Annotated in this window: 21 protein-coding genes and 1 riboswitch; of the genes, 12 read left to right on the plus strand and 9 right to left on the minus strand. The window is 38.2% G+C overall.

The features are described from left to right. Nucleotides 1–40: 40 nt before the first annotated feature. The 3 genes from AC3EA5_RS16355 to AC3EA5_RS16365 form a co-directional block, all read right to left on the minus strand. A complete protein-coding gene (locus AC3EA5_RS16355) occupies nt 41–1,411 on the minus strand; it encodes a UDP-N-acetylmuramoyl-tripeptide--D-alanyl-D-alanine ligase (protein ID WP_488609284.1) in 1,371 nt (456 codons plus the stop codon). Between the two features lie 11 nt (nt 1,412–1,422). Then, entirely contained in the window at nt 1,423–2,514 is a 1,092-nt protein-coding gene (locus tag AC3EA5_RS16360; RefSeq protein WP_488609285.1) for a D-alanine--D-alanine ligase, read from the minus strand. Between the two features lie 90 nt (nt 2,515–2,604). Next, nucleotides 2,605–3,369 (minus strand): hypothetical protein, encoded by a 765-nt coding sequence (locus AC3EA5_RS16365; RefSeq protein WP_488609286.1) that lies wholly within the window; start codon nt 3,367–3,369, stop codon nt 2,605–2,607. 159 nt (nt 3,370–3,528) lie between these two features. Between AC3EA5_RS16365 and AC3EA5_RS16370 the strand changes: the two genes are divergently transcribed. After that, nucleotides 3,529–4,716 (plus strand): FtsW/RodA/SpoVE family cell cycle protein, encoded by a 1,188-nt coding sequence (locus tag AC3EA5_RS16370; protein ID WP_394188291.1) that lies wholly within the window; start codon nt 3,529–3,531, stop codon nt 4,714–4,716. 209 nt (nt 4,717–4,925) lie between these two features. Here AC3EA5_RS16370 and AC3EA5_RS16375 read toward each other — a convergent pair whose 3' ends face one another. Continuing rightward, nucleotides 4,926–5,063 carry an Lmo0850 family protein gene (locus tag AC3EA5_RS16375; RefSeq protein WP_394188290.1) on the minus strand — a complete coding sequence of 46 codons (138 nt, stop codon included), beginning with the start codon at nt 5,061–5,063 and terminating at the stop codon, nt 4,926–4,928. 197 nt (nt 5,064–5,260) lie between these two features. On the opposite strand from AC3EA5_RS16375, the gene AC3EA5_RS16380 reads away from it, so the two are divergent. The 5 genes from AC3EA5_RS16380 to AC3EA5_RS16400 all read left to right on the plus strand — a co-directional run bounded on the left by AC3EA5_RS16380 (nt 5,261) and on the right by AC3EA5_RS16400 (nt 10,483). Next, nucleotides 5,261–5,701 (plus strand): CBS domain-containing protein, encoded by a 441-nt coding sequence (locus AC3EA5_RS16380; protein ID WP_488609287.1) that lies wholly within the window; start codon nt 5,261–5,263, stop codon nt 5,699–5,701. Nucleotides 5,702–5,867: 166 nt separating this feature from the next. After that, nucleotides 5,868–6,206 carry a metal-sensing transcriptional repressor gene (locus AC3EA5_RS16385; protein WP_394188288.1) on the plus strand — a complete coding sequence of 113 codons (339 nt, stop codon included), beginning with the start codon at nt 5,868–5,870 and terminating at the stop codon, nt 6,204–6,206. 15 nt (nt 6,207–6,221) lie between these two features. Beyond that, nucleotides 6,222–6,437 carry a copper chaperone CopZ gene (gene copZ, locus AC3EA5_RS16390; RefSeq protein ID WP_488609288.1) on the plus strand — a complete coding sequence of 72 codons (216 nt, stop codon included), beginning with the start codon at nt 6,222–6,224 and terminating at the stop codon, nt 6,435–6,437. Nucleotides 6,438–6,537: 100 nt separating this feature from the next. Next, a complete protein-coding gene (locus tag AC3EA5_RS16395) occupies nt 6,538–8,952 on the plus strand; it encodes a heavy metal translocating P-type ATPase (RefSeq protein ID WP_488609289.1) in 2,415 nt (804 codons plus the stop codon). A gap of 349 nt (nt 8,953–9,301) precedes the next feature. After that, nucleotides 9,302–10,483 carry an MFS transporter gene (locus AC3EA5_RS16400; protein WP_488609290.1) on the plus strand — a complete coding sequence of 394 codons (1,182 nt, stop codon included), beginning with the start codon at nt 9,302–9,304 and terminating at the stop codon, nt 10,481–10,483. 14 nt (nt 10,484–10,497) lie between these two features. Here the strand turns inward: AC3EA5_RS16400 and AC3EA5_RS16405 are convergent, their stop codons facing one another. Next, nucleotides 10,498–11,811, minus strand: a complete 1,314-nt coding sequence (locus AC3EA5_RS16405; protein ID WP_488609291.1) for an MFS transporter — start codon at nt 11,809–11,811, stop codon at nt 10,498–10,500. Between the two features lie 111 nt (nt 11,812–11,922). On the opposite strand from AC3EA5_RS16405, the gene AC3EA5_RS16410 reads away from it, so the two are divergent. Beyond that, nucleotides 11,923–13,179 (plus strand): helix-turn-helix domain-containing protein, encoded by a 1,257-nt coding sequence (locus AC3EA5_RS16410; protein WP_488609292.1) that lies wholly within the window; start codon nt 11,923–11,925, stop codon nt 13,177–13,179. A 542-nt stretch (nt 13,180–13,721) separates the two neighbouring features. On the opposite strand, the gene AC3EA5_RS16415 is transcribed toward AC3EA5_RS16410, so the two are convergent. Further along, nucleotides 13,722–15,287: a GNAT family N-acetyltransferase gene (locus tag AC3EA5_RS16415; protein WP_488609293.1), complete on the minus strand. Its 1,566-nt coding sequence runs from the start codon at nt 15,285–15,287 to the stop codon at nt 13,722–13,724. A gap of 194 nt (nt 15,288–15,481) precedes the next feature. Continuing rightward, on the minus strand, nt 15,482–16,375 hold the full coding sequence (locus AC3EA5_RS16420; protein ID WP_488609294.1) for a DUF4097 family beta strand repeat-containing protein: 894 nt from the start codon (nt 16,373–16,375) through the stop codon (nt 15,482–15,484). Between the two features lie 273 nt (nt 16,376–16,648). On the opposite strand from AC3EA5_RS16420, the gene cls reads away from it, so the two are divergent. From cls to queF, 5 genes are all read left to right on the plus strand, one after another. Continuing rightward, nucleotides 16,649–18,103, plus strand: coding sequence for a cardiolipin synthase (cls, locus tag AC3EA5_RS16425; protein ID WP_394188280.1), 1,455 nt, complete (start codon nt 16,649–16,651; stop codon nt 18,101–18,103). A 108-nt stretch (nt 18,104–18,211) separates the two neighbouring features. Then, nucleotides 18,212–18,255: riboswitch (PreQ1 riboswitch) on the plus strand. 125 nt (nt 18,256–18,380) lie between these two features. Then, nucleotides 18,381–19,049, plus strand: coding sequence for a 7-cyano-7-deazaguanine synthase QueC (queC, locus tag AC3EA5_RS16430; RefSeq protein ID WP_394188279.1), 669 nt, complete (start codon nt 18,381–18,383; stop codon nt 19,047–19,049). Then, the gene (gene queD, locus AC3EA5_RS16435; RefSeq protein ID WP_488609295.1) at nt 19,046–19,471 is read left to right on the plus strand and encodes a 6-carboxytetrahydropterin synthase QueD; all 426 of its coding nucleotides are present in this window, start codon (nt 19,046–19,048) and stop codon (nt 19,469–19,471) included. Before queC ends, queD begins: the two co-directional genes overlap by 4 nt. Further along, nucleotides 19,465–20,175, plus strand: coding sequence for a 7-carboxy-7-deazaguanine synthase QueE (gene queE / locus AC3EA5_RS16440; RefSeq protein ID WP_488609461.1), 711 nt, complete (start codon nt 19,465–19,467; stop codon nt 20,173–20,175). The genes queD and queE overlap by 7 nt, the downstream gene beginning before the upstream one ends. A gap of 16 nt (nt 20,176–20,191) precedes the next feature. Then, nucleotides 20,192–20,689: a preQ(1) synthase gene (queF, locus tag AC3EA5_RS16445; protein ID WP_488609296.1), complete on the plus strand. Its 498-nt coding sequence runs from the start codon at nt 20,192–20,194 to the stop codon at nt 20,687–20,689. Nucleotides 20,690–21,186: 497 nt separating this feature from the next. Here queF and AC3EA5_RS16450 read toward each other — a convergent pair whose 3' ends face one another. Both AC3EA5_RS16450 and AC3EA5_RS16455 read right to left on the minus strand, forming a co-directional pair. Continuing rightward, the gene (locus AC3EA5_RS16450) at nt 21,187–21,597 is read right to left on the minus strand and encodes a GNAT family N-acetyltransferase (RefSeq protein WP_488609297.1); all 411 of its coding nucleotides are present in this window, start codon (nt 21,595–21,597) and stop codon (nt 21,187–21,189) included. Nucleotides 21,598–22,082: 485 nt separating this feature from the next. Then, nucleotides 22,083–22,991, minus strand: coding sequence for a M15 family metallopeptidase (locus AC3EA5_RS16455; protein ID WP_488609298.1), 909 nt, complete (start codon nt 22,989–22,991; stop codon nt 22,083–22,085). Nucleotides 22,992–23,102 lie beyond the last annotated feature (111 nt).

Here is a 23,102-nt window from a genome sequence, read left to right on the forward strand (position 1 = left end):
TTCTCAACTAGTATGATTCATTCTTTCATAAACCATGTGTTCAAATTTTTTTAAAAGGTTCAATCACTTTTTCTAATGCCATACCTCGAGACCCTTTAACTAAAATCATGCTATTCGACGATGCTTCTTCGCGTAATTTTTGAATAATTGGTTCGTAATCAGTCTCTGACCACAACAATCGATCTTCTGGCCAGTTATGTTGTAATTCTTCATATAAGTGCTTCATTCTAGGTCCATATAAACAAATTCCTTGAATTGATTCTATAGAAAGGAACTTAGCTACTTCTTGATGGAATTGCTTTTCATTGTCACCTAGTTCCAACATATCTCCAAGGACAACCCACTTCTCTGGGCGAATTTTAGAATCCGTTAAAAATTCTAAAGCTGCTTTCATGGAAGTTGGAGCAGCGTTATAGGCATCATTAATAAACAATGCTTCATTAGATGCTGGAATAACTTGCATCCGCATGTCTGTTAAAGATACTTGCGCTAACGATTGATGAATCTGCTCCCCACTCAGCCCCGCTTCATGAGCAATTAAAATCGCAACTAAAGCATTCTTCACTTGATGTTTACCTAGCACAGGAATGGAGTACGAACCTGTCAGCAAACCTGTTACATCAAACTGACTCCCTTTTTCAGTTGCTTGAATGTTTAAAGCAGAGAGAGCATTCTTTTGTTCGTATCCAAAGGAAACTGCGTCACCATTAAATGCTTTAACAAATGGCTCCAATAAAGGCTCATCTCCATCAAAGAAAAGTTTGCCACCGGATTGAAGACCCTCCACTATTTCAAACTTAGCTTTTGCAATTCCAGACCTTGAACCCAGATCTTGCATATGGGCTTCCCCAATATTCGTAATGACTACATAATGAGGTTCCGCTAAATGGGATAAGAACTCGATTTCTCCAAAGCCACTCATACCCATTTCTAATACGGCAAATTCAGTATCTTTGTCTAAATCTAAAATCGTTAAAGGTAAGCCTAAATTATTATTAAAATTACCAGCTGTTTTTTGAACGCGGAAAAATGGAGACAATACACCCGCCACTAAATCCTTTGTGGATGTTTTACCATTTGACCCTGTGATTCCAATGAACGTCGCTTTATGTTCCGAGCGATATAATCTAGCCATTTGTTGCAACGCTTTTTCGCAATCTTCTACTAAAATAATAGGTAGATCGCTAGGCGGATTGGGCTCATCAATTTGCCAAAGAGCTGCAGAAGCTCCTTGACTAAAGGCTTGTTGCACATATTGGTGGCCATTTACACGTTCGCCTTTAAAAGGAACGAATAAGTCGCCAGGTTGAAGCGTTTTGGTGTTAATGGATACCCCAGTTACGATCACGTCTAAATTTTGATCTAAATCTTGTTCTAACCACTTAGCTATTTGACTTAATTGTTTTTTCATTTATTCCACACTCAATCCATTTTGTATTGAAGCTGTTGTTTTTCAGCGTGACGCTCAATTGCCAATTCGATTAATTGATTAATTAATTCCGGATAGCTTACACCCGTATGCTGCCATAGAAGTGGGAACATGCTAAATGGAGTAAATCCAGGAAGTGTATTCACTTCATTAATTAATACCTCATGATCATCCGTCACAAAGAAATCTGCACGAACTAAGCCAGCACAATCTAACACTTTGAATGCTTTAATCGCCATATCTTCCATCGTCTTTTCGATGTCTGTAGAAATCTCTGCAGGAATAATCATCGCTGTATTGCCATCTTTGTATTTCGCTTGGTAGTCATAGAAATCTTTCAATGGTTTGATTTCACCAGCCACCGAACATTTAGGCTCGTCGTTACCAAGAACGCCCATTTCGATTTCACGCGCTTTAATGCCTTGCTCAACGACAATTTTGCGATCATATTTCAATGCAAAATTCACGGCTTCAATAAACTCTTCACGATTTGTCGCTTTGCTAATTCCAACACTTGAACCTAAGTTTGCTGGTTTCACAAAAACTGGCCAATTTAATGTTTGTTCAACATCATCAAGCCATTTCTGTTGATTATTTTGCCATTCTCTTCGAATAAAATGCACGTAAGGTACTTGTTTTAAGCCAACTTGTGCAAATAGTTGCTTCATGACTACTTTGTCCATCCCAGCAGCTGAAGCCAAAACACCATTTCCGATATAAGGAAGGTTCAATACTTCTAGCAATCCTTGAACGGTACCGTCTTCACCATTTGGGCCGTGAAGAACTGGGAAAATCACATCTAAAGTTGATTCTTCATCAGTTGAATCTGAATCACTGATTAAAAAGTTCGTAATATTATTTGCTAACTCTTCATCCGTTGAACTTTCAATTTGTAATTGTTCAATAGACTCGACAGGAGCTTGAAGTTCTAGGCCTTTTCTCCATTCGCCTTCTTGCGTGATGTAGATAGGGTACACTTCATATTCACTAAAATTTAACGCTTGCGTAACTGCACGTGCAGTCGACAGCGACACTTCATGTTCTGCTGATTTACCACCGTATAATAAGCCAATTCTCTTTTTCATCTATATACCTCCAGTTGTTGGATACGTTAAGTTTATCACGAACTAACCATACCCATGAATTGAAATTAAAAAACAATCCCTTGCACTAATTTATGCAAGAGATTGTAGGTGGAAACGTATAGTCTCCTCTGGACGTTCTCCTAAAATGGAGGTTAATTCGTCCCATACTTCATCAGGAAAAACATTTTCCGGTAATAAACGCACTTCAACTTCATAGATAGATTTAGGTTTTTCTTGTTTATATAAAGATATAAGAACACCTTCTTTTAATAACGGACGCAAGGCCTTAACATCTTCGACTGTCATAATAGGAAAGCTTTGTTTTGTTTTGCGTCTCCAAAAAGCAGAACCTTTTTCTTTATCTTTTACATAATTGTTCATAACATTTACAACCAACTCTTCGGAATCGACTAATTCTCTAAAATAGATTTTTGTCATACTCTCTTCTTCATTCGCCAAATAAACAAAGCGATTTTGAAGCTGATAATAAAATGGTGGTCGAATGGCCTCTTTCTTGTGACCCATATATAAAAGTTCAGCTTGTTCCTGTGGCGTTAACGTATTCAATTTTCGTTCTTCAGCAAAATCAATAAATCTCAAATCGGTTGGGGAATCGACAAACTCTTTGAGAAATGAACGAATTTCATCAGCGGGAACAAACTCGAATTGTGTATGCATATTAAATGACCCGTCTTCGTATTGATGTTTCAGGAGCAATAAATTCTGCATGGGACCTGCAGATAAGACAAATTGTTCCAGCGTCAAACCACTGAAAATAACGAATTGGTCTGTCTCATTCATATGTATATAAATATGGTGAATATAATCTTCTGCATCACGTGCTTTTTTCACCATGATCATCACTCCATTTCTCCCTTTATTATAAGCAGTCTTTATGAAGAATGAAACATTTGAGCGAAAGATTCGTCATGACTAACTGCACAAGCAAAACAGACGAAGTTACGGTATAATGAAACAACAAATTGACTTCAATTAGAAATTTAGGTGACATATATGGAAACAAAGAAAAGTTTTGCGGACCGTTTTGACTGGACGCTCGCTTTTATCTTATTTTTATTTTTAATCGTAAGCTTATTCGCCATCTCTTCAGCACAAACAACTGGACAGTATGGGATGAATTTTATTCCTAGACAAGCATTCTGGTATGTAGTTGGTGCGGTCATTATTGGGTTTGCTATGTTTTTCGAACCCGAACAATATAAGAAAATGTCGTGGGGTCTTTACGCAGTAGGGATTTTCTTGCTAATCATTTTAATCTTTATGCCTGAAGGAAAAGGGCAAATTGGTGAATTACGTGGTGGAGCAAAGAGCTGGTTCCACTTGCCTGGTCTGGGTAGTATACAACCTTCTGAGTTCATGAAAACCTTTTTCATTTTAACAGCCGCACGTTTGATCAGTTCTCATCATGAAAAATTCCCGATGAAATCACTTAAAACGGACTTACTTCTTCTTGGCAAAATTGTTGCAACTGCTATTTTCCCGTTGATTTTCATCATGCAACAACCCGATTTAGGTACATCTCTTGTATTTATTGCTATCACTGCTGCTTTAATTATAGTGGGCGGCATTACTTGGAAACTTATATTACCTATTTTTGCAGGTACCGCAATTGTGGGTGGATTCCTTTTATGGATGGCTGTCTTTATGCAAGAATTTTTACAAGAAAAATTCGGCTTTAAGCCCTATCAGTTTGGACGAGTCTATTCATGGCTAGATCCTGAATCTTATGCTTCTGCTGAAGGGTATCATTTAATCAATTCTTTAAACGCCATTGGCTCTGGTGAAATCTTCGGTAAAGGTTTTCAAAATAGAGAAGTTTATATTCCCGAGAATCATACGGATTTCATCTTTAGTGTTATCGGTGAAGAATATGGCTTTATCGGCGCAAGTATCGTCGTCAGTTTATTTTTCCTATTAATCTATCATTTAACGAAAATAACGTTACAGTTAAAAGATCCTTTTTCTACCTATGTTTGTGCTGGTATTATCGCTATGGTCACTTTCCATGTTTTCCAAAATATCGGGATGACAATTCAATTGTTACCAATCACAGGGATCCCGCTTCCGTTCATTAGTTACGGGGGAAGTTCTCTCATGGGAAATATGTTGGCGTTAGGCTTAGTATTTAGTATGAAATTCCACCACCGAACGTATATGTTCGGTTCAGATGATGATGAATAAAATCTAAATAAGCTGTCCAGAAATTCAGTGATCCCTGAATGACTGGTCGGCTTTTTTTATTTAGTAGAAACGAATTTGATTCCAATAAAAGACGCACTTTCGAGCCATCATTCTTAGATTGGTTTGATTTTTTGCACAAAAAAAATACTGTTTAGTTTTCGTTTTTTTAACGATTACTGAACAGTACTGATTTCTATTCACTTTTGAATTTAACCTTGAGACTGTGGTGATTGCGCTGGTGGTGCAAGTGCTTTCAGCATTTCTAGGCGAGATTTGGTCATTGTCACGGAAACGCCTAGTTTAGACAAATTGGAAACGATTCTTTTCAAATCTACTTCTTTCGCCATTCAGTCCACCTCTACCTTTCCTCTGCTTTATTTAACGCATCAAATTCAAAAAAGTTTCATTTAAATCGATTAAATTATTTGACTTTTATCTTCACGTCTATATAATAACACGATTTCACTCTTTTAAATCTTTCATTTATGTTACATATTTTAACCTAATGTAAACCATACTAAACGTTATTAAAGGAGGTTATTATGTGAAAATCGAAAATGTGATGACTCGAGACATTGTGACTTGCTCTCCAAATGATTTGGTACATGAAATTGCACAAAGCATGCGCGCCTTAGACATTGGCTGTATGCCAGTAATGGAACAGCAACGAGTTATTGGTATGATTACTGACCGTGATATTGTAACAAGGGCTGTTGCTAAACCCGGACACCCTTATGTGAAAGATGTCATGACGAGAGAAGTGATTTCTGTCGGACCGAATGCTACTACTGAAGAAGCCGCAGAAATTATGGCGCAACATAAGATTCGACGAATCCCAGTCATCAAAAATGATCATCTCATCGGCTTCGTTGCACTTGCTGATATTGCAGTCCCTGCTGAAACTGCTGCTGATGCATCATTAGCTCTTCACCAAATTTCTGAACCTCGACATAACGAAGAACAATCTCCCGAAACTTATCACTAAGTTTCGGTTTTTTTATTGGTCAATCGAACTATGTTGCGTTTTAGACCATGTTAATATCCCTCAAGAACAGCCGTTTTATAAGGTTGTATAAATACATAATTCTTTTTGCTTTACATACCCCTAGGTGGTACATTATAGTAAAGAAAAGATCGGGAGGTACTTAGATATGACATCCCAAATACCTGAAGTTTCATTCATGACCGAACTCGAATCAGATCCATCTTGTAGAAAAAGTCACCATCCGGATTCCGTAAAAAAAGATTTAACGACTCGATTAAATCGAATTGAAGGACAAATTCGCGGAATTAAGGGTATGGTTGAAAAGGACATTTACTGTGATGACATCATTACACAATTGTCCGCTACTCAATCTGCTTTGAATAGTGTTGCTAAAGTTCTTTTAGATGGTCATTTAAAAGGCTGTGTGAAAGATCGTTTGGCTGCAGGAGATGTAGAAGTATTAGACGAATTACTTACAACCGTACAAAAATTAATGAGAAAATAAGAGGAGGAAACAAAAATGGTCGATCACGTAACGTTAAATGTAGAAGGTATGTCTTGTGGGCATTGTGTTAAATCTATCGAAAATAGTGTTTCAGCAATCTCTGGTGTTGATAATGTTCAAGTTCATTTAGAAAATGGGACTGTGGATGTTGAGTTTAACAAAGATGTTGTAGCAATCGAACAAATTACAAGCACGATTGAAGACCAAGGTTACACGGTCGGAAACGAATAAAAGTACCAATAAAAAATGACAAGCTTGCAACCATCTTGGGTGCAAGCTTTGTTTTAACATTTTGCATACCCCGTTATGGTATGCAGAAGGAGGAAATTGTATGCCTGAAATTAAAAAAGATTTATCACTTACTGGAATGACCTGTTCAGCCTGTGCAAATCGAATCGAAAAAGGTCTTCAGAAAATGGAAGGCGTCACTTCCGCTTCTGTTAATTACGCGACAGAAAAAGCACATATTCAATATGATGATAAATTACTAACTTCACAGCAAGTGGAAGAAAAAGTACGGTCTCTTGGTTATGACGTTGTCTCTGAAGAAATCGATTTACGGATTCAAGGAATGACCTGTGCTGCCTGTTCAACGAGAATTGAAAAAGGCTTGAATCGATTCAATGGTGTATCCGTTGCCAACATTAATTTAGCACTGGAAACAGGTAAAGTTACATTTAATCCAAATCAAACTTCTCCAAACGAAATTGTGAAGAAAATTCAAGACATGGGGTATGACGCAACGTTCAAGCAAGATGACACTGCTGAAACAGTTGATTACAAGAAGGCTGATATTCAAAAGAAAACTCGATTATTCTGGATCTCGGCTATCTTATCTCTTCCTCTATTATGGACAATGGTTGGACATTTTTCTTTCACGTCTAATCTTTACGTACCTGAGGTATTAATGAATCCCTTTGTGCAATGGGCACTCGCAACACCTGTTCAGTTTTGGATTGGTTGGATTTTTTACAAAGGTGCTTATTATGCGTTGAAAAATAAGAGTGCCAATATGGATGTGTTGGTGGCACTTGGAACTTCTGCTGCTTATTTTTACAGTGTTTATTTAGTCATCCAAAGCTTGCAACACAATGAAACTCATATGTTAGGTCTATATTTTGAAACAAGCGCTGTGTTGATTACATTGATTTTATTAGGCAAAGTGTTTGAAGCTCGTGCCAAAGGACATTCGTCTGACGCAATAAAAAAACTAATGAATCTCCAACCAGCCATTGCTCTCGTTGAGCGAGACGGTTCAGTTGTAGAAATTCCAGTAGAACAAGTACAACAAAATGATGTATTAGTCATTAAACCAGGTGCCTCTATTCCTGTTGATGGCGTCATTGTTTCTGGATCTTCAGCTGTAGATGAGTCGATGTTAACTGGCGAAAGTTTGCCTGTTGAAAAAGGACCACAAGACGAAGTTTTTGCGGCTACGATCAATTCAAATGGCGCACTTCGCATGACCGCAACTAAGGTAGGAAAAGAAACGGTTCTGTCATCGATTATCCGTGTAGTTGAAGAAGCACAAGGTTCAAAAGCGCCGATCCAAAGATTAGCTGACAAAATCTCAGGGATTTTTGTACCGATCGTTGTGGGTATTGCGGTCATCACGTTCATCAGCTGGTTCTTTGTTGTCGATCCTGGAAACTTTGCTGCAGCCTTAGAAAGTACGATTGCTGTACTCGTTATCGCTTGTCCATGTGCACTCGGTCTTGCTACTCCTACTTCGATTATGGCCGGCTCTGGTCGATCAGCAGAATTAGGGATTTTATTCAAAACTGCGGAAGCAATGGAGAATACAAAATCGATTAATACTATCGTTTTCGATAAAACTGGAACAATCACTAAAGGAAAACCTGAAGTAACTGATTTTGTAGTACTTGAATCCTTCGATCGTGAAGTGCTGATCGGTTTAGCTGCAAGTGCAGAACAACTATCCGAACATCCAGTTGCTCATGCCATTACATTGTATGGTCAAGAAATGAATTTACCTCTTGTTGAGAGTACATCGTTTAAAGCGATTCCTGGACATGGAATTGTGGCGACGGTTGATGCAAAAGAAGTAATCATGGGGACACGAAAACTTTTAATGGATCACTCAATTGATGTGTCGACTAAGTTAGACTTAGCTTCTACATTTGAAAACTCAGGTAAAACGGTGATGTATATGGTCGTCGACGGCCAACAAGTTGCGACCATCGCAATTGCAGACCAAATCAAAGAAACGTCTAAAGAAGCGATTGCTTCCTTAAAAGAAATGGGCATTCATGTTGTGATGCTGACAGGAGATCAAGAAAATACGGCACAAGCCATTGCTCAACAAGTTGGTATTGAACATGTTGTGGCAGGTGTCTTGCCTGCTAAAAAAGCAGATGTCATCTCATCACTTCAAGCAGAAGGTCGTAAAGTAGCAATGGTCGGTGATGGCATTAATGACGCACCAGCATTAGTTGTTGCTGACGTTGGAATCGCGATGGGTACTGGAGCGGCGGTCGCAATGGACGCAGCAGATGTAACCCTAATGCAAGGAGATTTATTGCGAGTTGCGGATACACTTGAGATGAGCCGTCTAACGGTTCGAAACATTAAACAAAACCTCTTTTGGGCACTTGCATATAATTCAGTAGGGATTCCTATTGCGGCTGCTGGACTACTAGCCCCTTGGATTGCTGGAGCGGCGATGGCGTTTAGTTCGGTATCGGTTGTACTGAATGCATTACGTCTTCAACGCGCGAAGAAATAGGAATATGATTATGGAGGGAGCTTCTGCTTTGGCAGAGGCTTCTTTTTTATTGGTATGCTGGCGAGTTGGTTGGCGATAATATGGCGTTTGGTGATTATAATATGGCGTTCGGGTGCGATATTCTGTCGCAAGCACTGAATGATCTGTCGTTACGGTCTGGTTTGTTGCCGATAGACCTGCATTTATTGGCGTTCGCCTCATTTTTGGGGTTTAGCCACGAGTCTCTCCCCCTCCCTCAAAAACATTTCCCTCTCGTTTAAAGTTTTCTACCCCACCCTTGTTGTTTGCGAGCTTGATTGCGAGTAAAATGGACATTAAGGTTATGAGTTGAGAAAGCAGGTTCTTTTAAATGAAGAAAGCCATTTTATTATTAATGTCCATACAATTTTTTGTGTATTTAGGATTTGGCATTATCATTCCGATTTTGCCTGAAGTTATTTTAGATCAGGGATATAGCGAGGTACATGTGGGTGGTTTACTTACTATTTATGCGCTTGCTTCCTTTTTTACAGCTCCGCTATGGGGTGCGTTATCTGACCGTACAGGCAGAAAGAGATTAATTTTAATCGGTTTAACTGGGTTTAGTATGAGTTTTATTATCTTTGCAGGTTTTATTGAAACATTGCCAATGCTTTATGTGTCCAGAATTGTTGGTGGTATTTTTTCTGGGGCTTTGTATACGGCAGTTACTGGATTTGTTGCGGATATGACTACGGAAGAAGAACGCAATAAATATATGGGCTTGCTTGGTATGTCCATTGGTTTAGGATTCATCTTTGGTCCTGCAATTGGTGGAATTCTAGGTGAGTTTTCACTTCAATTGCCTTTCGTTGCTTCTGCCGGTTTAACTTTGGCGTTGCTTGTTTATGCATCGATTATCTTAAAGGAACCTGAAACGCGTGGTGAAGCTAGAAAAAGGGCAATCGTCCCTAAAGGTGCCAGTCTATTATGGAAGTACCGAATCCGTTACTTGTTCCTGTTTTCGTTTATGGTTACCTTCTTACTGGCAGGCTTAGAAGCTACGTTCCAATTATTCCAAATCGATAAAATTTCCATTACTCCTCTCCAACTTGGATATTTGTTTATGGCGAGTGGATTAGTTGATGCCATCATTCAAGGTGGTGTTGTTCGTCGAGTGAAAAATGGTCAAGAAACAAAATGGATTATGGGTGCTCAAGTGGTTACAGCTATCGGTTTAGTTTTATTGTTATTTACCGAAAGCTTATTGTGGGCTGGTTTCGCACTAAGTGTGTTTACTGCGGGTAATGCACTAGCTCGAACGGTATTAGTCTCTTTAACCACAAAAGAGTCTGGTGGTATGTATGGAACAGCTGCTGGAATGACGTACTCCATGGACAATATGGGACGCATAATCGGTCCACTGCTATTCACATGGATTTTCATCGTCAAGCCTGATCAAATTTACTTGCTATCGGCAATTTTAGCTATTCTTTCAATCGGACTCATTGTTTTATTCCGAAAATCACACAAGTCATTAAAAAATGAAAATCCAGCTCCCTCGATTAACTGAGGAAGCTGGATGTTTTATTTTGATGCAATTACTGGTTCGACGATGCTCGCTTGAATCGATTTGTCATTCATTTCTGGATGTGCTTTGCGAATAATAACTGGGCGTAGCATATACGCGACAGCTGCTATCATGACAACGCTTGAACTTATCAAAATGTACTCCGCTGGCACGATATCAAATAGGAATCCGAATAATACCATCGCTAACGGAAGTAATGACATGGACATCGTTTCTAATAAACCAAAAACGCGTCCTCTGTACTCTTCTTCAATTCTTTTTTGCATCATAACTCCGATCGGCGTATTAACGAAAATTAAGCAAATCCCAAATGACAACATTAGGCCAATATAGAAACCAACAATCCCCATATACGGTAGCTCAATCATTAACGGCAAAGTAGCTAATCCCATTAATAGCCCCATAATTAATATTCCTCTTTTCACTACCAGTAAAGGGAATTTGACTTCCTTCCGTGTAGATAAATAAATGGAGGTAATAAGCATTCCTACAGAAAGTGCACCTTCCGTAATTCCAAAATGAGCGGATTCAACTTTTAATCCATCCACTAAAATATAAGCGTACCCCACTGTAAACGCTCCAAAGAAGAAGTTAATAACCAATGCAACCCAAATAACTACCTTTAATATAGGATGTTGTTTTAAATACGTAATCCCAGCTTTCATGTTTTGAAGCATTGTTTCTTTCGTTTCTACTACTTCATCAGACACTACTTTTTTCGAGAATAAATTAAAATCCATTGTTGCTTCAAGGAGAACTGCGATAAAGTAACTCACCATATTAATAATTAGGAACATCTCGATTGATACAAGGCCAAATAACAAACCACCAACAGCTGGACCACCAATTGAAGCAATTGACATAGACATTTGATTAAATGACATCGCTTTTTGAATTCGTTCTGAGTCAACTAAGTTAGCGATGGAAGAACTGAACGTCACACCAGCAAATAAAGAAGTAATGGAAAGAACGATTTCAGTAAGGTAAATGGCGATTAGTGATATGCCCACCGTCATACTTACTGTCAATAAAGCGGCTACTGCCACAACACTACATATTTGAGCCACAATCACTATGGTCTTTTTAGAATATTTATCAGCTGCATAGCCAGCAAATGGAGCCAGAATTACCCTAGGCAAAATACTACAAATAAGAACGAGCGCGAAACTCGTTGCAGAACCAGTGATCGATAATATATAAAAACTTATTCCAAATGTAAAAACGCTAACTCCAAAAGTTGAAATCAATTTACTAAGTGTAAAAGTCCATAAATGTTGTGTGGCTTTTTTTAACTTTAGTGTCTCATCCATTTTATTCAATCTCCCTTTGTTTAATTTAATTAAACAAATAATAACACGAAAAAACTTCCCTTGCAAGAAAAAGTTTAATATAATTAAACTAAATATAAAGGAGCGATTTAAGTGGATACAATTGGATCACGAATACGACATTTGCGAAAACAGCAAAAGTATACGCTTGAAGCGTTAGCTGGCAACCAACTAACAAAAGGCATGTTAAGTTTAATCGAAAATGGCAAAGCTCAACCTTCCATGGAGAGCTTATCTTATATCGCACAACGACTTGGTGTGGAGTCTTCGGAGTTAATGGAAGATGTTAGTCACACTGAAAAAAGAATCGTTTTAGATCAAGTCGAGAAACTTTTTAGAGTAGATTACAATGAATTGTCTGACGAACATAAGCAGATTATTGAATTGATTCAGCCGATTGTCGACAAACTTTCAATCAGTTATGAATCTGCACGCTTACTCGATATTTATAGTCGCTGTGGCTATTACGAGAAACGTGAAGATTGGGAAACATATTATCATCAAGCAATGAATTTGTATGAACAATTACATTTGCATAATCAGCGTGCATCACTCGCCCTCTTTAAAGGGATGATTCAATTTACAGCTCACGAATATGGCGAAGCATTGAATATCGTTTTACAAGAACAGGTAACAATTAATTCCCCGTTAGACGCAATGACAACTTTAGATTATTTGTACATTGAATCCATTTTATTTTCAGCAGTGGGAGATTATGAAAAAGCTCGATACAAAATGCAAGAAGCTTTATCTTTTTCAAAGGAACGTCGAATTTTTTACCGAATGGATGACTTGTATCGTCTTGCGTGTTTCCAAGCAATCATTAATGGGAATGATGAAGATCGAATTTATTACTTAAGTAAAATTAGACAGTACGGTGAATTTGCTGAAAATAAATTCTCGACAGCAATTGCAGATTTTATGGAGGCCCATTACTATAATTCGTTTTCACATGAATATGAAAAGGCGATAGAGTCTCTTGATCGGTTCATGGAAATTGGACGAGAGATGAAATTAGGCGAAGAGGACCCGGATACTAATAATCATTATTTACTTGAAAAAGGAAAATCTCTGTACGGTCTAGGCGAAATCAAAAAGGCATTGTCACTATTCGAACAATACCATGTTCCTAAATATGTGCATCACCCTTATGATTTATCTATGGCTTATGAAGTCCATTCTTATCGAGCGTTATGTCATGACCAATTAGGTGATTTTGAAAAAGCTTTGGATGAAGCAAAGATAGCTTATGATTTAATTATTGAACTCCCTGAAACTCCATACAAGAAATTCATTATGAACACCTATTTAACTCTTTCCGATAAATACAGTACTAATAAAAAGCAGTGACTCTTCAAAAGGGTCACTGCTTCAGACTGTAGACAAAAGGCTGAAAGTGTATATAACATTATAAAATTCGACTCATCATCTATTGCACTTGATTAGAAAAGAATGTGGTCGGCTATTTCTTTCGCTTTCCGCGGACGGAACGTCAGCCTCCTCGGCTCATCCGTCTCTGACGGATGGACCTGCGGTGTCTAGCGTGTTTCGTTTTTCCGCAGGAGTCTTCAGAAATAGCCGACCACTCTCTTAGAAAAATTGTTTGAAGAACCATGCTTACAAAAGCAATTTGACATGCATATTCATATATTTAAAGATGATTTTTTAGTAGATAATTAATTACCGTTTCGCCATTACTCAACTTTATAATGGGGATTTCTGTTGATTGGAATGGAAACGGCGACTCCGTGGGGAATAGCGTGAGCTTTAGACCCTGGACTGAGCTCGCGAGGGAAGCGGCTAAAGCCATGCCCCCCGGAAAGCGTCCGTTGCAATGGAAATCAACATTTATATATTTATCTACAGACTAAAGCAGTGACTCTTCAAAAGGGTCACTGCTTTTCATATGCTAAATAATTGCTTAACCATTCTCGAAACTTTTCAAAAGACTGCTCAAAGTTAGGTTGAATGATCGACATTTGAACCCATTTTCTTTCTTTTAAATACAGGCTTTGATCATGTAAATCAAATCCTGACAAACGAGCATCATCCCCAAGATATTTAGGTAACGACTTCGTCTTAAATGTAACAATCATTGGGTATCCTTGCTGAGTCAAAAACTCCAATTCAAGCTGTTGTTCAATTTCTCGTAGCATGGAATATCTCTCATTAAGTATTGCGTACCGATTATCATCTATATATGTCTTCAAAGCGACTTCTAATCCTTTAAGCATTTGCGATGAAACCGTAAATGGTATCTTGCCTTCTGCGTAACAGCCTAGATCCAAATACGTCGGTAGACACGCAGATTCATCGATCCAATGATTTGAAAAGACAAAGGCTAAACCTGTCATAGATCCGATGGCTTTCCCACTAACACCTGTCGCTAGATAGACGCCTTTTAAATCAAAAGAAAGTGCTCCAAAAGAACTGATGCAATCTAAGCACAGATGAATTCCATTCTCTTTGCAAAGTTCTCGCAGCTCATTTAAATCGTTTAGCATACCCGTAGATGTTTCCCCGTGGGCAGCTAACAACCAACCGTAAGCATTTTTATGTATGAGGTTATCCATGGCTTGCTTATCAAAAGATTGACCCCACTCGACATTCAATACATCGAACTCTAGATTCCATCTTTTCGCTTGATGCATTAACCGCTCACCGAATGCCCCGTTCACTAATATAAGACCCTTCTTCTTTAAAAGACTGATTTGTGCCATCATGGCTTCATTGGCAAGAGTCCCGCTTCCTGATAATAAGTGAACATATTCAGTTCCACTTAAATTCTTCAACTTTTCTTGCACTCTTATTAACCGTTCCGAAAATTCATAGGAACGATGAGATATTGGTGATCGTTGAAACACGTCTTTTAACTCTTGAGTTAATTCATTGGGTCCCGGAAAGAACGTATGCTTCTTTTGCTGGAAACGGGCAGCAATCGATTGTTCGTAGCGTTGTTTCGTTAAATACATGGGAACAAAAGACGCCTCTTCATTCCCAACTGGATCGGCGAATGCTTCAAATCCTAATTGTCGATACAGTTTTAATTCTCGGACCGTTCCTGAAATGACAGCAGCTCCATACCCTTTTTCATAGGCATAGTCAGCAAATGCTCGTGCTAGTAAGAAAAAGACTCGTCCTTTTCGATATTCTTTTCGAACCGACAGCAATCGGATTTCACAGAGTTTACCTTCAAGCGCTTCCTTGGGTAAAGCCTGTTCCACTTCTCCTATTTTTTTATCAAGAGAGAATGGACGCTGATCCCGAAGCGCAATCATTCCGATAAGTTGTTGATTCTTTAAAACAATTAAATATGTGTTCTCATGATGAAAAGCATCCTGCCGTTTTCCACTCGGATGCGGTGCATGTTGTGGGATTTCTTCCACAAACGTCTCATAATTTAATTTAGCAATTTCCTCGAATTCACGTTCACTTCGAGCAATTTTGCACCAATACATACGATCACCTTCTACCGTTTATGAATGTTAACGTTTTAAAATCTGATAAGTTCGATGTTCGGTGAAATTTCTTCCTATCTACTTAATAGCAGTTTAAATGAATTTAGCCTATTAGAGAATATATGGAGTCACATAGATTAATATGAACCACATAAAAAGACCACAACCTTATTCGGTTATGATCTGATATGTCGTTACCTTAAAGTGAAATCACCTGAACTAGTTCGTGCAACAATCTTTGGCTCTTTTTCTCCTTTGAAAGCACGAATATGATTGTCTTTTTTCACTTCAAAATAAATCTCGGGTATTCGAACTCGCCCGTCACCAGACGAACTTTTAAATTCAACTTCTACATCATTTGGTGTGTGTTGAAGATCAATCTTTATGTCTCCACTCGTTGATGCTAATTGCATATCATCCATTAATTGACTTAAGTCAATTTCTACATTTCCAGAAGTAGATTTAAGATCCATTTTCCCACTGCATTCTTGAATACTTACATCTCCAGATGTTGACTCAGCCCGAATGACAGTTGCTATCGATTGCTTCACTTCTACATCTCCACTTGAAGATTGATGGGACATGAGATGTGCTTTGGCGTTAGCGATATTCACATCCCCACTACTCACTTTCGTTTTTAACGAATTCCTCACATTCACGTCTTTTACATGTATATCTCCAGAAGATGCTTGGAGTTGAACGGAGTTAAGCTGAACCTTTTCTAAAGAAATATCACCAGATGTGCCTTTCATGACGATGTCTTTATTAAATTTCATTGGAAGCTGGACTTGTAAAGTTAAACTTATTCGTTTAAATCCTGTCATCCACTTTTTATCATTCACTTTCGCTTCAATGATTAGAGTTGAGCCACTTTGTTTAGAATGAATCCGCACATCCTCTTCCAATGAGCTACTGACTTTCCCCATTAATACAAGTTGGATTTCCTCTTGCTCGGTTTGAGTAACTTCCATATCGATAAATGAGCTGCTGATTTCGATCTGCTCAATTTGATCCACCGACACTTTTTCTTCTTGATAAACATCCTTCACGTGACCAAAAAAACCTTCAGATTTAACGATTGCGAACATATTAATTCCTCCTTGACCTTTGTTGTAAGTCTACTTTATCAAAAAGGACTTCCAAATTTATCCGTCTCGAGGCTGAGTAGAGGACGGACGCAAGTTGTGTTTTGTTTCAGACTGTGAGCATATTTCCAAGAATCAGTTAAAGAAGTTTGTCATTTGAACATTTGAGGTAAACTAAATTCAGCTTGACTATCAAAGATAGGAGTTACTCTTCTTTCTTTGTTTTCGATAAGCTATACTTATAAAAATGAGAAGTAAGTTATCAGGAGGATCCCAATGATTGCGAATATAATCAGTATTGGAATTACAGCTATCATCACGTTAAATATATTTTTAGCAATCGTTTTAATTTTTTTAGAGCGTCGTGACGCTTCATCTACATGGGCGTGGTTAATGGTGTTATTTTTTATTCCAATTCTCGGATTCCTTATATACTTGCTTTTGGGCCGACAATTAAGGAAGAAACATTTATTCCGTTGGGAAGGCCGCGACAAAATTGGAATTGATAAATTAATAGATTATCAGTTAGATGCCATTGAACAAGGTACTTTTGAATTCCGACTGGATGACGCTTTAGATTATAAAGATTTAATTAATATGCATCTCCGCAACAATCATGCAGTGTTAACTCAAGATAATGCTGTTCAAATATTTAATGATGGCGAAGCCAAGTTCAATGCCTTAATAGAGGATATGGAACAGGCGAAGGATCATATTCACGTGCAATACTATATCTTCCGTTTAGATAGTTTAGGTCAACGTATTCATGATGTGCTGATTCGTAAAGCGAAGCAAGGTGTAAAAGTCCGCCTCTTATTTGATGATATGGGATCTCGAGGCGTACGCAAAAAACACTTTAAAGAACTGGTTGATTTAGGTGGAGAAGTAGAAGCTTTCTTTCCTTCTGTTATGCCCCTCATTAATCCGAGACTAAATTATCGAAATCACCGCAAAATCGTCGTAATTGACGGACGAATCGGATACATTGGTGGCTTCAACGTTGGCGATGAATACCTTGGGTTAGATAGGAAATTCGGTTACTGGAGAGACACTCATTTACGCATTGAAGGTAGTTCAGTTCATCCTCTTCAAACTCGTTTCATTTTGGATTGGAATCAAGCCTCGACGAATTCGGATATTGAGTATTCAGATCGATACTTCCCTGCTATCCCTTTGAAGGGTTCAGTTGGAATACAAATTGTGTCCAGTGGTCCTGATTCAGAATGGGAACAAATTAAAAATGGATATCTGAAGTTAATGGCGATGGCCAAAGACTATATTTATATTCAAACGCCATACTTTATTCCCGATGCTAGCTTTATGGATACATTGCGAATCGCTTGCTTATCAGGAATTGATGTACGAATTATGATTCCAAATAAACCTGACCATGCATTTGTGTACTGGGCTACGTATTCATATGTAGGACAATTATTAAAAGCAGGTGCAAAAGTTTATATTTATGATAACGGTTTCCTGCATACGAAGATGATTGTGGTGGACAATGAAGCATCCACAGTAGGTACTGCAAATATCGATGTTCGTAGCTTTAAATTAAACTTTGAAGTGAATGCATTTATTTATGATCGTGAGACTTCACGTGAACTCGCAGAATTATTTGAGCAAGATATGCTTCTATCTACCGAACTGACGATGGATCTTTATAATGAACGCACTAGACTGATTAAAATGAAAGAATCTTTCTCGCGCTTATTGTCACCTATTTTATAATTGAAAGTAATTCCTTAAGACCGTTAAATGTGGTTTCATCACGTTAGCGGTCTTTTTTGGTTCTATCATCTAAGGGGAACTTGTGCTACTATGTACGATGTAACTAAATAGAAAGAGGTTCGCAAACTCCCTCTATAAAAAACTAAGGTGAAAACTGTCGATTTACTATGCAGTTTTTTTGTTTTGATTGAACAAATTTCAGGAGATTTATATTCAATTTCCTGTCCACCTAACCTGGAGAAGTCGAATACTCATTCTTCCAAAGGAGAAATGAGAGATGAAAAAAGAAAAAGCAGTTGTTGTATTTAGTGGAGGTCAAGACAGCACGACGTGTCTATTGTGGGCCTTAACCCAATTTGAAGAAGTGTATACCGTTACCTTTGACTATGGACAAAGACATATAGAAGAAATCACTTGTGCCAAAGAAATAGCTGAAAAGCTGAATGTGCCATTCAAACTTTTAGATATGAGTTTAATCAACCAACTTTCTGCTAATGCACTTACACGAAGTGACATTGAAGTGACAGAAGGTAAAGATGGCGAATTGCCTTCCACCTTCGTGCCTGGGAGAAATCATTTATTCCTGTCATTTGCAGCAGTTTACGCGCAATCTATTGGCGCACGTCATATTATTACTGGCGTTTGTGAAACGGATTTCAGTGGATATCCAGATTGTCGCGATGTTTTCGTAAAGGCTTTAAACGTTTCGATTAACTTAGCGATGGATTCTTCTTTAGAATTCCATACACCGCTCATGTGGTTGGATAAAGCCGCGACTTGGAAACTTGCAGATGAGTTAGACGCACTTGAATTTGTGCGTAACAACACCTTAACTTGTTATGAAGGCGTTCGTGGGGATGGCTGCGGCACTTGCCCATCTTGTATATTGCGTGCGAACGGATTAGCCACTTACCTTGAAGAGAAGCAAGGAAGTGATTTAACATGATGCAACAAATGTATCCTCAAACTCAACATTCGTATCGATACGAATTAAATAAAGACATGCATTTATCAGCAGCTCACTTCATTCCACATGCGGATGCAGGAAACTGTCAGTACATGCATGGACATACGTATTTCTTCAACATCACGATTGCTGGCGATGAATTAGATGATATGGGGTTTTTGATTGACTTTAAAGAACTTAAAAATTTAGTCCATAAACGCTATGATCATACTGTTTTGAATGAACACCCTGAATTTAAACAGACGTTTCCTACAACGGAACGAATCGCAGAACTGGTATGGACGACAATTTCTAATCATTTAAAAACACGTCCTCATCAACCGAAGTGTTTGCAGGTTTTCGTTCGTGAAACACCGACAAGTTATGTCATATATCGTCCGAAACCGGAGGACTTATTATGAAAATACCTGTAATGGAGATTTTCGGTCCAACGATACAAGGTGAAGGAATGGTCATCGGACAAAAGACCATGTTCGTTCGCACAGGTGGATGTGACTATTCATGTTCGTGGTGTGATTCCAAATTTACTTGGGATGGTACAGGTAAAAGCACCGCTATGAAAGCCGAAGATATTATTCATTCGTTGAAAGAAATTGGTGGCGACGCCTTTTCACATATCACGATTTCAGGTGGGAATCCCGCTCTTCATAAAGGACTTGGGGAGTTAGTAAATCAATGTCACGAACAAGGTTGGAAAGTTGCGATTGAAACGCAAGGTTCTTTTTGGCAAGATTGGTTGTTATCTATTGATGAGGTAACCATTTCTCCTAAGCCACCAAGTTCCAAAATGGTGACCGATTTTGATAAGCTCGATGCTTTTATTGAAAAACTGAAAGATTCAAACATAAGCTTAAAAGTCGTTGTTTTTGATGAAGATGATTTTAGCTATGCCGAAATGATTCATTTACGTTATCCAGCAGTTCCATTCTTTTTACAGATTGGGAACGATGATGTGTTAACGATTGATGATCAGGCGTTAGTCTCTAATTTACTGAAACGATTTGAATGGTTAATTGATCGATCGATGAAGTCGGTTGTTATGAACGATGCTAAAGTATTGCCTCAATTACATGCACTTTTATGGGGAAATAAACGCGGTGTTTAAAAAGGAGGAACGAGCCATGAGTGGTCGTCAAAAGGAAGAATTGCAAGATATCAGTCTGTTAGGAAACCAAAATGTACAATATGATTTCTCTTACAACCCTGGTGTATTAGAATCATTTGATAATAAACATCAATATCGTGATTACTTCGTAAAGTTTAACTGTCCTGAGTTTACATCTCTTTGCCCGATTACAAACCAGCCAGATTTCGCAACGATTTATATTAGCTATATTCCTGATGTGAAAATGGTTGAAAGTAAATCGCTTAAATTGTATTTATTCAGTTTCAGAAATCATGGCGATTTCCATGAAGATTGCATGAATATCATTTTGAATGATTTAGTGAAGTTAATGGACCCTCGATATGTTGAAGTGTGGGGTAAATTCACACCTCGTGGAGGGATTAGTATTGATCCGTATACTAATTACGGCAAGCCAGGTACAAAATACGAAGAAATGGCTGCACATCGTTTGATGAATCACGATATGTATCCAGAAACAATTGATAATCGATAAGGTAGAACAAGAGGAAGTGTCTAAAAAGTCATCTAAAATTGACTTTCAGGGCATTTCCTTTTTATATTTTTATATAAAAACAATTCTGGTGAAGCTACTGATTTCCGTTGCATTCGGACGCTTTCCGCGGGCGGTCCGTGAGCCTCCTCATCGCAAGCTCTTGCGGGGTCTCACCTGGACACGCTATTCCCGCTGGAAAGACCAGGACCAAAGAAAATTTGGTCCTGTCTTTGCGACGAAGCTAGCGTAGCGATGCAGGAGCAGATGTTTTCCGCCGCCTTCCACTCCACTCATTTAACTGGTAGAGAAAAAGGAATCATTATTTCCTACCTGTATTATTTTAGAGACTTTTATTTAGACAGCTCATTGTCTCTTTTCAGAGGTGTAAAACAAGAACTAGTTCTAGCTCTTATTAATCCTAATTTACATATTAAACATAAGTACCCCTTAGTTGATCCTTGTAGCACATGTTGAACAAAAAATATTACAATTTGCACCTAATTTAGCTTAGCAAAAGCTACTAAAGAACCTTGATCACAAGATTTAAACCCATTTTTTTCATAAAAGTTTCTAACTTCAGGTGCTTCTTCTGTTAAAAGAACCTTTTGACGGACGTCTTTATACTTTTTGAGAATCTCTTGTAAAAGGTGGGTAGCAATTCCTTGGTTTTGATAGCTATTCAAAGCAAGGATATCTTGAATATAAATAATTGATAAACCATCACCAATGACACGAATTAATCCGACTAACCGGTCTCCATTCCAAGCAGATATTACTTCTAAAGACTGTAACAATGCTTGTTGAAGAAGTTCTAAATCTATTGTATAAGCAAACCACTGTACGTCGTTATATAATTTTTCTAAGTCCTCTTTATCAATTTTTTTGCTGTTCCTATAAGTAATTCTCATCTTCTTTCCCTCCTCAAAATTTTATATTGAAGAGCGATTACGTAATTTAACCATTGTCATAAACCTCCTTTAAATCTGCTTTGTAAATTTCAAAAACTGTCTTTTATTGTGAAAGAACGCACCAGTCGCTATCAGACTGGAAGATTAAACTTACTCTATCGACTAGTAACAACATACAATTTTAATTCGACGTCCTCCCCAATATACCTTTTAATATCTCAGTCCAGGGTCTAAAGCTTTTGCACCTGCCGCTTCGCTTTCGGTGCACAAACCATCTGCTGATCCTCTCGGAGTCGCCGCATCCATTTCAATCAGCAAAACATTTGTAGCCTATAAAAATAGTTAAAACAAAAATGCCATGAACACACGGCTCATGGCATAAACTTTCAATCATTATAAAAGAATCAAAAACCAGAAGAGATAAACCAATCATTTTCTCCACCCGTTTTTGATTCATACTTATTGGTCGACACTTGTTTGATACTCTATAACTCTAAATATTCTTCTAGCGTTAATTTACTTGTGTACATATCTGTTGCTGGTCCTACGCCAACAAAACGAAAATGCCATGATTCGTGCATATAACCTGTTATTTCTTCTTTACCAATAGGGTAGCGAAGGATAAAGCCATACTCGTGAGCATGGGTAGCCACCCATACACCCGCTGGCGTTTCACCGAATGTTGGAGAAGCCCAATGTTGTTCGAAGTTCTTTTCACCAATATCAAAGGCTAGACCAGATTGATGTTCTGAGTATCCTGGTCTCGCGCTGTAACGGTCAGCTTCTGCTTGCCCATCTTTTTCAACATATTGGTTATATAGCGTTTCTTGTCGTTCAAACGCTCGGTACGTGCTAAATGCGACCAATTCAAAGCCATCGAGTCTAGCAGCTGCTGCCATTTTTTCAAAGGCTTCACGTGCTTCTTTGCTTTCACCAGGTGCATAGGTGGAAGGAAGAGGATATCGTTTGTTCGCAACTAGAATCCCTTGAATGAAAGTTGGATTTGCAGGTAGCACTTGATCTGGATCATAGCTATTTGCTGCTGGTTTTTCAATCGGCACTACAGGATCCTCCTTCACCGGTTTTTCAGGTGCGGGATTAGGTTGAGCAGGTTCTTCTTTAGGTGGAATTTCTTCTGTATTTTTATCCTTTGAGTCTTCTTTAACTGGCGGTTCTGCTGGTTCGGAATTCTCAGGTTGCTCAGGAGTTGCATCCGCCACTTTTTTTGAATATCCAACTTCGGATAAGCTTTCTTCAACATCCCAATTATGAAGTCCTAACCAAATAATTGGAACGAGTAATATGAGTAAACCTCCCCCAATGATTAGGGGTGTTATCCACTTGTTTTTTGTTTTATTTAGTTTGTTGAATTTGTTATTTTTACGAGATTGCATGAGAAGCCTTCTTTCATTATACTTATCTTCATTTTACCATTATTTTAGTGGAACGTTACACTCATCTTTACTTTTCCGATATAATACATTAGACATGCTAAATAGATTAGA

It is taken from the genome of Paenisporosarcina sp. (assembly GCF_057785155.1).